This window comes from uncultured Intestinimonas sp., assembly GCF_944387725.1.
Taxonomy (GTDB): domain Bacteria; phylum Bacillota; class Clostridia; order Oscillospirales; family Oscillospiraceae; genus Intestinimonas.
On the sequence record NZ_CALXGA010000001.1, the window covers coordinates 1 to 14,278 of the forward strand.

Annotated in this window: 11 protein-coding genes; 7 read left to right on the top strand and 4 right to left on the bottom strand. The window is 65.0% G+C overall.

What is annotated here, in order from left to right:
* Positions 1–53: 53 nt before the first annotated feature.
* Together rpsI and rplM are read right to left on the bottom strand one after the other, a co-directional pair.
* Complete coding sequence (rpsI, locus tag Q0K09_RS00005; protein WP_294471220.1) at positions 54–458, bottom strand: 30S ribosomal protein S9; 405 nt, start codon at positions 456–458, stop codon at positions 54–56.
* 15 nt (positions 459–473) lie between these two features.
* Positions 474–905: a 50S ribosomal protein L13 gene (gene rplM, locus Q0K09_RS00010; protein ID WP_294471223.1), complete on the bottom strand. Its 432-nt coding sequence runs from the start codon at positions 903–905 to the stop codon at positions 474–476.
* Between the two features lie 346 nt (positions 906–1,251).
* Here rplM and Q0K09_RS00015 point away from each other — a divergent pair, with 346 nt between their 5' ends.
* On the top strand, positions 1,252–2,676 hold the full coding sequence (locus Q0K09_RS00015; RefSeq protein ID WP_294471226.1) for a MerR family transcriptional regulator: 1,425 nt from the start codon (positions 1,252–1,254) through the stop codon (positions 2,674–2,676).
* A 96-nt stretch (positions 2,677–2,772) separates the two neighbouring features.
* Entirely contained in the window at positions 2,773–4,137 is a 1,365-nt protein-coding gene (locus Q0K09_RS00020) for a hypothetical protein (RefSeq protein WP_294471229.1), read from the top strand.
* Between the two features lie 104 nt (positions 4,138–4,241).
* On the opposite strand, the gene polA is transcribed toward Q0K09_RS00020, so the two are convergent.
* Positions 4,242–6,923, bottom strand: coding sequence for a DNA polymerase I (polA, locus tag Q0K09_RS00025; protein WP_294471233.1), 2,682 nt, complete (start codon positions 6,921–6,923; stop codon positions 4,242–4,244).
* Positions 6,924–7,132: 209 nt separating this feature from the next.
* On the opposite strand from polA, the gene Q0K09_RS00030 reads away from it, so the two are divergent.
* The 5 genes from Q0K09_RS00030 to Q0K09_RS00050 all read left to right on the top strand — a co-directional run bounded on the left by Q0K09_RS00030 (position 7,133) and on the right by Q0K09_RS00050 (position 12,935).
* A complete protein-coding gene (locus Q0K09_RS00030; protein WP_294471237.1) occupies positions 7,133–8,065 on the top strand; it encodes an NTP transferase domain-containing protein in 933 nt (310 codons plus the stop codon).
* A gap of 201 nt (positions 8,066–8,266) precedes the next feature.
* A complete protein-coding gene (locus tag Q0K09_RS00035; protein WP_294471239.1) occupies positions 8,267–8,692 on the top strand; it encodes an Rrf2 family transcriptional regulator in 426 nt (141 codons plus the stop codon).
* A gap of 72 nt (positions 8,693–8,764) precedes the next feature.
* The gene (locus Q0K09_RS00040) at positions 8,765–10,675 is read left to right on the top strand and encodes an acyl-CoA dehydrogenase family protein (protein WP_294471242.1); all 1,911 of its coding nucleotides are present in this window, start codon (positions 8,765–8,767) and stop codon (positions 10,673–10,675) included.
* A gap of 14 nt (positions 10,676–10,689) precedes the next feature.
* Positions 10,690–11,904: an FprA family A-type flavoprotein gene (locus Q0K09_RS00045; RefSeq protein ID WP_294471244.1), complete on the top strand. Its 1,215-nt coding sequence runs from the start codon at positions 10,690–10,692 to the stop codon at positions 11,902–11,904.
* A gap of 299 nt (positions 11,905–12,203) precedes the next feature.
* Positions 12,204–12,935, top strand: a complete 732-nt coding sequence (locus tag Q0K09_RS00050; protein WP_294471247.1) for a M23 family metallopeptidase — start codon at positions 12,204–12,206, stop codon at positions 12,933–12,935.
* Positions 12,936–13,006: 71 nt separating this feature from the next.
* On the opposite strand, the gene Q0K09_RS00055 is transcribed toward Q0K09_RS00050, so the two are convergent.
* On the bottom strand, positions 13,007–14,197 hold the full coding sequence (locus Q0K09_RS00055) for a coenzyme F420-0:L-glutamate ligase (RefSeq protein ID WP_294471249.1): 1,191 nt from the start codon (positions 14,195–14,197) through the stop codon (positions 13,007–13,009).
* Positions 14,198–14,278: the final 81 nt, after the last annotated feature.

Consider the following 14,278-nt stretch of genomic DNA (forward strand, 5'->3'; position numbering starts at 1 on the left):
AAAACCCCGAAAACCGCATGGTTTCGGGGTTTTTGAGCTGTTTTGAACTGAAATCAGCGCTTGCTGAACTGCGGAGCACGACGTGCTGCCTTGAGGCCGTACTTTTTCCGTTCTTTCATCCGCGGGTCGCGGGTAAGGAAGCCGGCGGACTTCAGGGCGGGGCGGAACTCCTCGTTCATCTGGAGAAGGGCCCGGGAGACGCCGTGACGGATGGCGCCGGCCTGGCCGGTGACGCCGCCGCCCACAACGGTGGCCACGATGTCCACCTTGCCCACGGTGTCGGTGGTGACCAGAGGCTGACGGACCAGGAGCTTCAGGGTCTCCAGGCCGAAATAATCGTCGATGTCCCGGCCGTTGATGGTGATGGAGCCGGTGCCATTGGGGAAGAGGTGGACCCGGGCCACAGAGGACTTCCGGCGGCCAGTGCCGTAGTGATAGGGCTTCTTGCTCTTATACATGTTCCAACTTCCTCCTTATTCCTGGGTCCAGGTCTCGGGCTTCTGGGCGGCATGGGTGTGCTCGGCGCCCCGGAAGATCCGCAGACGGGTGAGAGAGTCCTTGGTGATGATGTTCCGGGGCATCATGCCGCGGACGGCCAGCCGCATGGCCAGCTCGGGCTTGCTCTGCATCAGCAGGCGGTACTTGGTCTCGTGCAGGCCGCCGGGATATCCGGAGTGTGTGCGGTAGTACTTCTGCTCCAGCTTCTTGCCAGTGAGGACGGCCTTCTCGGCATTGATGATGATGACGAAGTCGCCGCAGTCCGCGTGCGGGGTGTACTCTGGCTTATGCTTGCCGCGCAGCAGAGTGGCAGCGGTGGCGGCAGTCTTGCCCAGGGGCTTGCCCGCCGCATCCAGAATGTACCACTTGCGGACGATGTTGCCCTTGTTGGCCATAAAAGTGGACATGGTCTAACCTCCAATTTGTACTTCTATGAGAAATTTGGTCCGAACACAACTGACGCCCCACGCGAGGGGCGTGGAGCGTTTTGTATTATAACCCACATGCCAGGATGTGTCAACGGATTTTCCGAACTTTTTTGATTTATAAAATGAAAACTCCTATTTTCTTCTTCATACGCCCTTATACGCTGGAATTCTCCATTTCTATTTTCGTTTTTCCGGCCTCAGCGCGGAGGCCGGACGGCCCTTGACCGGCAGCCGCCTCTGGGGAGTTTTCCGCTTTTTTGCGAAAAAGCCTTGACTGTAGACCTGCATTACCCCTTATACTGGACCCGACAGGAGGTGTCGGCATATGCACATCGCCCAGCTGGAGGCGGCCCTGGAGCTATCCCGGTCCAGCATCCGTTTTTATGAAAAGGAGGGGCTTCTCACCCCGGAGCGGCTGGACAACGGCTACCGGGACTACTCGGAGGAGGACCTGGAGACCCTGCGGCGCATCAAGCTCCTCCGGGCTCTGGGGCTTCCCCTGGAGGACATCAAGGCCCTCCAGGCCGGGGTCCTGGATCTCCCCGCCGCCCTCCGGGCCCAGGAGGACCGGCTGCGCCGGGAGCGGCGGCAGCGGGAGGCCGCCCTCTCCCTGTGCCGGACCCTGGAGGGGGAGGGGGTGGCCTACCGGGAGCTGGAGGCGAGGCCATACCTGGAAGAACTCTCCCGGCTGGAGCGGGCGGGGGTCTGGCTCCAGCCCCCCGCCGCCGACAGCCTCCCCTTCGCCCCCTGCCCCTGGCGGCGGTTCCTCGCCCGGACCCTGGACCGGGCCCTGCTCACCCTCCTGGTTCTGGGTCTGCCGTCCCTGGTTCTGCGCTGGCGGCCGGGGGAGGGGCTCCTCTGGGAGCTGTTCCAGAACTATTTGATCTGGGGCCTCCAGTTTCTGGCGGAGCCCCTGCTGCTCTCCACCTGGGGAACCACCCCGGGGAAATGGATTTTCGGCCTGCGGGTCCGTAATGCCGCCGGGGGGAAGCTCACCTTCTGGGAGGCTGTCCGCCGCCTGGGGAGTCTCTTCCGCTGCGGGGAGGGCTATGGCATCCCCTTTTATAACCTCTACCGTAATTATAAAAACTACCGGGCCTGCGCCGATGGGGAGGTGCTGCCCTGGGACGAGGGGCTGGCCTACACCCTCCGGGACGCCAAGCCCTGGCGGGGGGCGATCTGGCTGGCCGCGGCGGCCCTGGATTTGGGGTTGGCCGCTCTGGTCACGGTCAATCTGACCATGCCCCCGGTGCGGAGCGGCCTGACGGTGGCCGGCTTCGCCCGGAACTACAACGACATCATCCGGCAGTATGAGTTCAGCAGCCTCACCCTGGACCCGGCAGGGCAGTGGGTGACGCCGGAGGGGGTCCTCGATCTGGACGGGCCGCCCCCCAGCTTCCGCTATACCACCGCCGTGGATGGTACCCTTACCGGACTCTCCTTCCTGTACCACACCCCGCCGGACCTCTTTGGGAGCGGGGCGGAGACCCAGCAGACCGCCGCCCTCCTGGCCATGCTGGCGGCTCAGCCGGAGGCCGGCCTCCTGAACTGGCTGAGCCTGGTGGGGGAGGCGTCCGCCCGCATGGGGGCTCCCTTTGAGGACGGAACCTTTACCGTGGCCGGCCTCACCGTCACCAATGAGACGGCGTATAGCGGCTACGAGGTCGTCGGGGACGCCTATCTTGTCCCTGTAGAGGGAGAGGAGCAGACCTTTTCCCAGACCTTCTCTATCACCCGGACAGCGGAATAAGAGACTGTCACGTCTCTGTTGCCCAAAAGACACCGCCCTGTAACGTTTTCGGCGGTTCCATTTGGTAGAATGATATCAGGAAAGGTGGGAAAACCCATGAAACACCGGCTGATGGTTCCAATCGTCCTCTGCCTGTGCCTGACCCTGGGGGCCTGCGGCCTGTCCGCAGAGGGGCCCGTCCCTCTGACCCAGGCGGAGATTGACCGGGCCAATGACGCCTTCGCCGCCATGGTGCAGGAGGGCGGTACCGTCCGGGCCGCGCCCTGGAACGGCTTCTTTCTCAGCGCATACGATGACGTGACGGAGCTGGACTTCGCGGCCTTCCTGTCCTACTGCCCCGGTGACGGATACCTGGAAGACGCGGATCAGGAGGAATTTGCGGCCCTGGCCGCCCTCCCCGGAGCGTTCTTTGCGGAGGCGTACGCCAGTGGGCGGTGGACCAGCCCCTCCGACCTGCCGGTGCCAGTTCACCGCATCCTCCGCAGCTCGGTGGACGCCACCCTGGAGGAATGGGCGGGCGTCACCACGGAAGACCTGCAAAGCACAGACGGGGTGCTCTACCTGGAGGATTACGACGCCTACTACACCTTCACCAGCGACTTTGGCCCCGGAGAATTCCTCTGCGCAGGGGGCGAGAGCGACGGGGAGACCGCCCGGCTGTGGACCGAGACGGCCGGGGACGGGACCCGCTGGGAGGTGGTCTTTCAGCGGGACGGGGAGGACTGGCATCTCCGCTCCCACCGGCAGACCACGCCGCCGGAGACCGGCAGCCCAGGGCCCTCGCCTGCCGCCGGGACCGACCCTGTGTGGGGAGAACAGGTATTCCAGCGGAACTACGCCGGTGAGGAGTCCCACGCGGAGACCCCGGAGGGCGTGGTGGTCTCCCTGCGCTTTGTCATGCCGTTGATAGAGAACGCCGGAGACAACGCCGTCTGGCAGAGCCTGAATGAGACCTTCGCTGCCCAGGGGGAGGCGTGGCTGCAACAGGGTCGGGAATACTGGGGTGTGCCGGGGCTGGAGCCCGGGGGAGACTACGCCGTGGAGAGCGGCTTTACCGTCCAGCGGTGCGACAACCTCCTCAGCCTCCGCTATGAACGCAGAGAACAGCTGGCGGGGGAGCCGGCCGTCACGGTCTCCGGCGCCCTCTATGACCTGGAGACCGGCAGCGCCCTCACCCTGGAGGACCTCTTCCAGGTCCCGGTGGAGGAATTCCGCCCCGCTCTGCTGGACCTCCTGGAGGAGGCGTCCGGTCCAGACGGCTCCGGCCGGACCTACGATGCGGAAACCTTTACAACAGACGGCTTTTACCTCACCGAGACCGACCTGGTTCTGCTCTTCCCCGTCTGGGAGGGGGAGGCCGTCTCTCCCACCGCCACCCTGGAGCGCCCCATTTCCCTGGAGGCGCTCCGGGACCTGCCGGCGCCTATGGCAATGCGTACAGAACAAAGCCGAAAGCCTTGAAAAACAAGGCTTTCGGCTTTGTTCAGGTGCAGGGGTTTGGGGCTGAAAGAGCCAATCCCCCTGCACTTCCTGCGGCGCCCTTTCCAAGACTCCAGGCTGCCGTCCTACTCCTTGGCCTCGGCCCAGCTCTGGCCGGCGGCGGAATCGGCCCGCATGGGTACCGGCAGGTCCAGGACCCCCTCCATCTCCTGGGTCAGCAGGGCCTTCACCTGCTCCACCTCGGCGTCTGGACACTCCACAATGAGCTCGTCATGGACCTGGAGCACCAGCCGGGCCTCCAGGCCCTCCCGTGCCAGCCGGTCCCGGACGTGGATCATGGCCAGCTTGATGAGGTCGGCGGCGGTGCCCTGGATGGGCATATTCAGGGCCACCCGCTCGCCGAAGGAGCGGGTATTGAAGTTGGAGGATTTGAGCTCCGGCAGCCAGCGGCGCCGGCCCAGCAGGGTGGAGACATAGCCGTCCTCCCGGGCCTTTTCCACCACCGCCTTCATATAGTCCCGGACCCCGTGGTAGGTCTCCAGGTACTTGTCCATATACGCCCGGGCCTCGGCTCGGGTAACCCCGATGTCCTGGGCCAGGGAGAAGTCGGAGATGCCGTAGACGATGCCAAAATTCACCGCCTTGGCCCGGCGGCGCATCTCGTGGGTCACCGCCTCCAGCGGCACCCCGAAGACCTGGGAGGCGGTGACGGTGTGGATGTCCTCCCCGCTCCGAAAAGCGGCCTGCATGGCTTCGTCCCCGGAGATGCAGGAGAGCAGCCGCAGCTCGATCTGGGAGTAGTCGGCGTCCACCAGCTTGCAGCCCGGCGGGGCCACGAACATCTTCCGCAGCTCGGCCCCCAGCGCGGTGCGGACCGGGATGTTCTGGAGGTTGGGCTCGGCGGAGCTCAGCCGCCCGGTGGCAGTGACGGTGTTCTGAAAGCTGGTGTGGATGCGCCCGTCGGGGGCGATGACCTTGGTGAGGCCCTCCACATAGGTGGACTGGAGCTTGGAGAGCTGCCGGTAGTCCAGAATGGCCTCGATAATGGGGTGCCGGCCCCGGAGCTTCTCCAGCACCTCGGCGCTGGTGGAATAGCCCGTCTTGGTCTTCTTCACCGGGGGCAGCCCCAGCTTGTCGAAGAGAATACGCCCCAGCTGCTGGGTGGAGTTGATGTTGAAGGCCTCCCCCGCCAGCTCGTAGATCCGGGCCTGGTCCCCGGCGATGCCCTGGGTGAGCATCTCCCCAAAGGCCGACAGGGCCTTCCGGTCCACCAGGAAGCCCTCCTGCTCCATTTCGGCCAGGACGGGGCACAGGGGGAGCTCCACCTCATAGCAGAGCTTGTGCATCCCCAGCTCCACCAGCCGGGGGGCCAATACCCCTTTCAGGGCCCCGATGAGGGCGGTGTGGCTCATGAGGGCCTCCAGGGACCCCTCCCCGCCGGCCAGGGGGGCGAAGGCGTCCGGGGCCAGATAGGTGTCCTTGGCCTTGGGGAATTCTCGGTTAAAGTAGGTCAGCCCCAGCTTCTCCAGGTCGTAGCTGCCGTCGGTGGGGGCCAGGAGGTAGGCGGCCACGGCGGTGTCAAAGACGAAGGCTTCCCCACGGAGGCCCGCCCTCAGCAGCCGGGAGAGCAGGGTCTTGAGGTCGTGGGTGTTCTTTCGGATGCCGGCGCCCAGGAGTTCCTCCAGCACCTGGCTGTAATTGGCCAGCGTATCGGCCCGGAGGACGGCGGCCCGGCCCAGGGCCCCCTCCTCCCGCCAGGACACGCACACCGCGTCCAGGCCCGGCAGGGCCAGCAGGTCCACACTCTCCTGGCTCCGCCAGAGGTCCAGCAGCGCCCCGGCCCGGGCCGGGTCCTCCACCACCTCGCCGGAGACGGCGCCGGGGGCCGTTCCCGCCTCCGCCGGGACCTCTCCCTGGGGGGCCTTGAGACCCAGCTTGTCGATAAGCTTGGCAAACTCCAGCTTCAGGAGGAGCTGGTAGAGGGCGGGGCCGTCTGGCTCCCGCTGCCGGGCGTCCTCCGGGGAAAACGCTACGGGGGCGTCGGTGCGGATGGTGGCCAGGCCGTAGGACAGCCGGGCCGTCTCCTCCCCCTCCGCCAGCTTCTTGACAACGCCGGGCTTGGCGGGGGTGCTGGGGGCGATGCAGATGTCCGGCATATGGTCATAGAGATGGTCGATGGAGCCGTAGAGCTGCACCAGGGCCATGGCGGTCTTCTCCCCGATGCCCTTGATCCCGGGGATGTTGTCGCTGGCGTCCCCCATCAGGGCCTTGAGGTCGATGATGTGGATGGGCTCGAAGCCGTACTGTTCCCGGAAGGTCTCCGGGGTCATGTCCTTTTCGGTGGTCTGGCCCATACGGGTGCTCACCAGCTTCACCCGGACGGTGTCGGTGATGAGCTGGAGGGCGTCCCGGTCCCCGGTGACGATGACGGTCTCCCACCCGGCGGCGGTGTCCCGCACCGAGATGGTGCCCAAAAGGTCATCGGCCTCCCAGCCATCCAGCTCAAAGCGGGGGATGTTCATGGCGTCCAGCACATCTTTCAGGATGGGCATTTGAACGGCCAGCTCGTCGGGCATCCCCTTGCGCTGGGCCTTGTAGCCCTCGTAGGTCAGGTGCCGGAAGGTGGGGGCCTTTCGGTCAAAGCAGACGCACAGCGCCTCCGGCTTCTCCTCCTCCAGGAGCTTTTGCAGAATGGTGAGGAAGCCGTAGACGGCGTTGGTGGGTGTACCGTCCCGGGTGGTAAGCATCCGAACCCCGTAAAAGGCCCGGTTGATGATGGAATTGCCGTCGATGACCATGAGCTTCATGGAAGCGCCTCCCATTTGTAAATCGCGTTTCGCAGGGGCCATTATACCATGCTTTCCCCTCCCAGTCAAAACATACGCCCGCTCCGCCTTGCATCTCCGACTCCCCTGTGGTACGATGTTCCGGGGCCCTCCAGCGGCGGGCTCCGAAGCAGCCAAATCCCCGCCGGAGAGGGCCCCTCTCCGAGCCTGGAAAAAGTGAGGTTGGACAGATGGAAAAACCAGTCCTGGTGGTGATGGCCGCCGGCATGGGCAGCCGCTACGGCGGCCTCAAGCAGCTGGACCCCGTGGGGGGCCACGGCCAGCTCATCCTCGACTACTCCCTCTATGACGCCCGGCGGGCGGGCTTTGAAACGGTGGTCTTCGTCATCAAGGAGGAGCACAAGGCCGCCTTCTGCGCCGGCATCGGGGACCGGCTCGCCCGGGCCATGGAGGTGCGCTACGCCTTCCAACGGCTGGAGGACCTGCCGGAGGGCTACGCCGTGCCGGAGGGCCGGGTCAAGCCCTGGGGCACCTGCCACGCCGTCCTGGCCGCCCGGCGGCAGGTGGACGGCCCCTTCGCCGTCCTCAACGCCGACGACTACTACGGCCCCGAGGCGTTTGGGGAGATCTACCGCTTTCTCGCCGCCCATCCCGGCGGTGTGCGCCCAGAGGAGTACGCCCTGGTGGCCTATCTCCTGGAGAACACCGTCACTGCGCACGGCAGCGTCTCCCGGGGGATCTGCCGGGAGACCGCCGATCACTACCTGGCCAGCGTCACCGAGCACACCCACATCGAAAAGGATGGGGCAAACGCCCGCTCCACCGCCGACGGCGGCGCCACCTGGACCTCCCTCCCTGGGGACGCTCTGGTGTCCATGAACCTGTGGGGGTTCCCCCGGAGCTTCCTGGACCAGGCCCTGGCCCGCTTCCCCGCCTTCCTGGACCAGACCCTGGCCGCCGACCCCCTCAAGGGGGAGTACTTCCTCCCCAGCGTGGTGAGCGCCCTCATCCGGGAGGGCCAGGCCCGGGTGAAGGTCCTCCGCAGCCGGGAGCGCTGGTACGGCGTCACCTACCAGGCGGATAAGCCGGCGGTGGTCCGGGCTCTGGCCGAAAAAACGGCGGCGGGCCTCTACCCAGAGGACCTGTGGGCCGCCTGCCCCTGACCCGTCCCGCCCCCGGACTGCCGGTTCGGGGGCGTTTTCTACAAATATAGGTCCTGTTTTTTGGGAGATCAATGAGCGTTTTTCATAAATAACAGCCCCGGTTTTTGTGGAAAGGGTAAAACTGTATCAAATTGGTCAAGTTTAACTTGACTTTTCCGGTCCAGATTCGGTATGATTAGGTCCAAGAGAGGGGGGGCGGCCATGGTACTCATCACACGGGAGACGGATTACGCCCTGCGGGTACTGCGGGCCCTCTCGGACGGCCAGCAGCGCACGGCGGGGGAGATCGCCGCCGGACAGCTGGTACCCAGGCAGTTCGCCTACAAGATCATTAAGAAGCTCAGCCGGGGCGGGCTGGTCACCATCACCCGGGGGGCCGACGGCGGCTGCCGCCTGGCGGCCGACCTGCGGCAGGTCTCGCTCTACGACCTCATGACTGCCATGGAGGAGGACGCCGGCATCGTCGCCTGTATGGAGCCCGGCTATCCCTGTCCCTGGCGGGAGGCTCACGGCGGCTGCGCCATCCACTGCGGCCTGGCCCAGGTCCAGGCGCGGCTGGACGAGGCGCTGCGGACCCACGACCTCCACAGCCTGATCTTCGGGCCCGCCCAAGTCCCCTCCCCTTGAGGATTTCTTTTCTCCCCATAAAGCGAATCACCTTCATCCATATCGTTGGCAGATAAAAAAGGAGGTAACGGCATGTATTTCAAGACGACCCAGGCGCACGAGGAGTTCCGGGCCAAGGTGAGAGCCTTTGCCGAAACGGAGGTAAAGCCCATCGCTTTCCTCCTGGACAAGGAGAACCAGTTCCCCGATGACGCGGTGCATAAAATGGCCGAGCTGGGGCTCATGGGCATCCCCTATCCCAAGGAGTACGGCGGCGCGGGGCTGGACGTGCTCAGCTATGCCATCGCCGTGGAGGAGCTCTCCCGGGTAGACGGCGGCACCGGCGTCATCCTCTCCGCCCATGTCTCCCTGGGCTCCTGGCCCATCTTCGCCTTCGGCACCGAGGAGCAGAAGCAAAAGTACCTGGTGCCCCTGGCCAAGGGTGAGAAAATCGGCGCCTTCGGCCTCACCGAGCCCAACGCCGGCTCCGACGCCGGCGGCACCGAGACCACCGCAGTGGACAAGGGGGACTACTACCTCCTCAACGGCGGCAAGATCTTCATCACCAACGCCCCCAAGGCGGACACCTATGTGGTCTTCGCCGTCACCACCCCCGACATCGGCACCCGGGGCATCTCCGCCTTCATCGTGGAGAAGGGCTGGAAGGGCTTTGACTTCGGCGACCACTACGACAAGATGGGCATTCGCTCCTCCTCCACCGCCGAGCTCATCTTCAACGACGTGAAGGTGCCCAAGGAGAACCTGCTGGGCAAGGAGGGCGACGGCTTCAAGATCGCCATGGCCACTCTGGACGGCGGGCGCATCGGCATCGCCTCCCAGGCTCTGGGCATCGCCCAGGGGGCCAACGACGCCGCTGTGGAGTATGCCAAGGAGCGCATCCAGTTCGGCAAGCCCATCGGCTTCCAGCAGTCCATCTCCTTCAAGCTGGCCGACATGGCCACCAAGCTGCGCTGCGCCCGGTTCCTGGTCTACTCCGCCGCCGAGCTCAAGGAGCACCATGAGCCCTACGCCATGGAGGCCGCCATGGCCAAGATGTACGCCTCCGACATCGCCCTGGAGGTTACCAACGACGCCCTGCAGATCCACGGCGGCGCCGGCTTCATGAAGGGCATGGAGGTGGAGCGGGCCTACCGGGACGCCAAGATCACCACCATCTACGAGGGCACCAACGAGATTCAGCGTGTGGTCATCGCCTCCCACATCATGGGCAAGCCCCCCAAGAGCGAGGGCGGCTCCTCCAGCCGGCCCAAGAAGCCCGCTCCCATCACCGGCATCCGCAAGAAGCACATCCTCCGGGAGGGCTCTGCGGAGGAGAAGGTGGCCGAGCTGGTGGCCTGCCTCCAGAAGGACGGCTACGACTTCACTGTGGGCATCCCCATGGACACCCCCATTCCCCGGGCCGAACGGGTGGTCTCCGCCGGACAGGGCATCGGGAGCAAGGAGAACATGAAGCTCATCGAGGACCTGGCCCGGGCCGCCGGCGCCGCCGTGGGCTCCTCCCGCCCGGTGGCCGAGACCCTCAAGTATGTCACCCTGGACCGCTATGTGGGCATGTCCGGCCAGAAGTTCACCGGCAACCTCTACATCGCCTGCGGCATTTCCGGCGCGGTGCAGCACCTCAAGGGCATCAAGGATGCCTCCACCATTGTGGCCATCAACAAGAACGCCGGGGCCCCCATCTTCAAGAACTGCGACTACGGCATTGTGGGGGATGTCAATGAGATCCTGCCCCTGCTGGCCAAGGCCCTGGACACCGGGGAGAAGCAGCCCGCTCCGCCCATGGTGAAGATGAAGCGCCCCACTCCGCCCAAGCCCGAGCCCATCGGCAAGCGGTATGTCTGCGGCGGCTGCGGCTATGAGTACATCCCCGAGCTGGGCGACGAGGACGCTGAGATCGCCCCCGGCACCCTCTTCGAGAGCCTGCCTGAGGACTGGGTCTGCCCCGAGTGCGCCGAGGGCAAGGACATGTTTATTGAAGCGTAAAGGAGGAAGCGACCATGTACTGTGTGCGTAATGTGACGGAAGACCTCTACTGGGTGGGGGCCAACGACCACCGGCTCCACCTCTTCGAGAACATCCACCCCATTCCCCGGGGGGTGAGCTACAACTCCTACCTGCTCCTGGACGAGAAGACCGCCCTTTTTGATACGGTGGACTGGTCTGTCTGCCGGCAGCTCCTGGAGAACATCGAGCATCTGCTGGACGGCCGGCCCCTGGACTACCTGGTCATCAACCACATGGAGCCCGACCACGGCGCCTCCATCGAGGAGATCCTCATCCGCTGGCCGGAGGTGAAGGTCATCTCCACCGAGAAGTCCTTCATGCTCATGCGGCAGTTCGGCTTCCATGTGGACAGCCACGAGCTCATCGAGGTGAAGGAGGGGGATACCCAGTCCTTCGGCAAGCATGTGGTCACCTTTGTGGCCGCCCCCATGGTCCACTGGCCCGAGGCCATGGTGACCTTCGACACCACCAACGGCGTCCTCTTCTCCGCCGACGCCTTCGGCTCCTTCGGCGCTCTGGACGGCAAGCTCTTCGCCGACGAGGTGAACTTTGACCGGGACTGGATCGACGACGCCCGGCGCTACCTCACCAACATCGTGGGCAAGTACGGCCCTCACGTCCAGCTCCTGCTGGGGAAGGCCAGCGGCATTCTGGACCAGATCAAGTACATCTGCCCCCTTCACGGTCCCGTGTGGCGGAAGGACCTGATGTACTTCATCGGCAAGTACGACAAGTGGAGCCGCTACGAGCCCGAGGAGAAGGGTGTGATGATCGCCTATGCCTCCATGTACGGGAACACCGAGGCCGCCGCTCAGGCCCTGGCCTCCAAGCTCTGCGAGAAGGGCGTCACCAACGTGTGGGTTTACGACGTGTCCAACACCCATGTCTCCCAGCTGGTGAGCGAGTCCTTCCGCCTGAGCCACATCGTTCTGGCCAGCGTCACCTATAACCTGGGCATTTACCCCGTCATGCACGACTATCTGATGCACCTCAAGGCCCTGAACCTCCAGCACCGGACCTTCGCCATCATCGAGAACGGCTCCTGGGCCTGCAAGTCCGGGGACCTGATGCAGAAGTTCGTGGACGAGGAAATGAAGAACATGACCGTCCTCAACGAGCGTCTGAGCCTGGCCTCCGCCCTCAACGACAGCAAGGCTGTGGAGCTGGACACCCTGGCCACCGCCATCGTGGAGTCTGTCAACGCCTAAACTCCGTTTGATTCTTCGCAACAGGACAAAACCTGCCATTTTCCCCAAGGAAGCCCCGCCGCGTTCTGCGGCGGGGCTTCCCGGTTTTCCGGTGGGACGTGCCGCCCCCCCCAGACCGGACGGAATCCGGCCGGACAGCCCCCGCCGGGGTCCAAACCATCCGCGTAAGGATAAAAAAAGAAAAAGTGGAATGATACGGTATAAAAGCCCAGAGAGATGTCCACAATAGGGGTGGAGCGGTTCGGAGGACAAGACCGCCGGCCCTCCGCCATTTTGAATTGTGAACATGGAGGCTAACGATGAAAAAGAAACCGATGCTGGAACGGCTCGGCGACTTTATGGAGGGGAAGGGCTTCTACATAGTCCTGTTCCTTTGCGTCGCCGCAATCGGAATTTCGGGCTATTATCTCTTTTCCTCTCTGGACCTGGGGGGCGGGGACGCCGCCGTGGCGGCGCCCACCCAGGTGGTGGTCACCCCCTCTCCCACCGTACAGGCGGTGAAGCCGTCGGTGAACCCGGCGCCCTCGCCCTCGGTCCGTCCCTCGGCCACGCCGGAGCCCTCGGCCCCGGCCGCGCCGTCGCCCACGCCGGAGCCCACCCCTGAGGCCACTCCCACGGTCTCCATCTTTGTCTGGCCCGTCCGGGGCCAGGTGGTGGCCGACTGGTCTCTGGAGGTGCTGGCCTATGACGAGACCATGGGCGACTGGCGCACCCACTCCGGCGTGGACATCGCCGCCCCCGTGGGGACCCAGGTGATGGCCGCCGCCGCCGGCACCGTGGCCAGCGTGGAGCAGGACGACCTCATGGGAACCACCGTGACCATCGCCCACGCCCAGGGTCTCTCCAGCGTCTACGCCAACCTGGGGGAGATCCCCACGGTGGAGGCGGGGGATCATGTGGACGCCGGAGACGTCATCGGGGCCATTGGCACCACCGCCGTGGCCGAGCTGGCCCGGGCCCCCCATCTCCACCTGGAGATGATCCAGGACGGGGAGAGCGTGGACCCGCTGATCTATCTGCCGGAGCAGTAAGAACCTTCCCGAAGAACCCATAGACGCGCCAGGGCGCCGGAACATCCTCCGGCGCCCTGCCTCTGTTTCCCCTATTTTGTGTAGTTGTCAAAGTAGCCCTGGACCAGGACAATGGGCGTACCCTTGTCGCCGCTTCCGGAGGTGAGGTCACACAGGGAGCCGATGAGGTCGGTGAGGCGGCGGGGCGTGGTGCCCTGGGAGACCATCTGCCCCACCAGGTCGGCGTCCTTGTGGCGGATATAGTCGGAGACGGCCTCCCGCAGGGCCTCGCCGGAGAGGTGGGCGAACTCGTTGTCCGCCAGGTACTTGAGCTTGACCTCGCTGGGCTGGCCCTCCAGCCCGGCGGTGTAGGCGGGGGAGACCACTGGGTCGGCCAGCTCCCAGATCTTCCCCACCGGGTCTTTGAAGGCGCCGTCGCCGTAGATCATGACCTCCACATGGGCCCCGGTCCGGGCCTCCAGCTTTTGTTGGATGTCCTCCACCACCCGCCGGCAGTCCCGGGGGAAGAGCTTGACCTTGTCCTCAGTGGCCTTGTTGCTGCCCAGAAGGCCGTAGGCCTCGTTATAGCCGCTGCCCTCCACCGGGGCGGTCAGAAGCTCGTCCAGGCCCAGCACCTGCGCGGCCCCGGCCTGTTTGAGCAGGCGCTTGGAACGCGCCCGGGTGTGGATGTCGCAGCAGAGGACGTGCTGGGTGTAGTCCAGAACGGCCCGGCAGTCGTTGGCCAGCACCACCTCCACCTCACAGCCGCAGGTCTGGATAAGCTCCTTGTAGTAGGCTAGGTAGTCCACGCCGGTGAAAACGTGCTTGGGGAAGCCGAAAAGGTCCCGGTACCGGGCCTCGCTGAGGACGTCCCGGAAGGGGTCCACCCCCTTCTCCTCCACCAGGTCCAGGTCCACCAGATGGTTGCCCACCTCGTCGGCGGGATAGCTGAGCAGAAGCACCAGCTTTTTGGCCCCGGTGGCGATGCCCCGCAGGCAGATAGCAAAGCGGTTGCGGCTGAGGATGGGAAAGACCACGCCCACGGTGTGTCCGCCGAATTTGGCCCGCACATCGGCGGCAATCTGGTCCACGGTGGCGTAGTTGCCCTGGGCCCGGGCCACCACGGCCTCGGTGACGGCCACCACGTCCCGGTCCCCCAGAGAAAAGCCCCCTTGCTCCGCCGCGGCCAGCACGCTGTCCACAACAATCTGGGCGATGTCGTCCCCCTCCCGGATGATGGGGGCGCGGATGCCCCTGGATACTGTGCCCACAAGTCTCTCCATAATGGTCGTTCCTCCGTCGTATCAGATGGGCCCCTAACCGGGGCGCTTTTGTCATTATATACGTTTTTTCGACGGATGAAA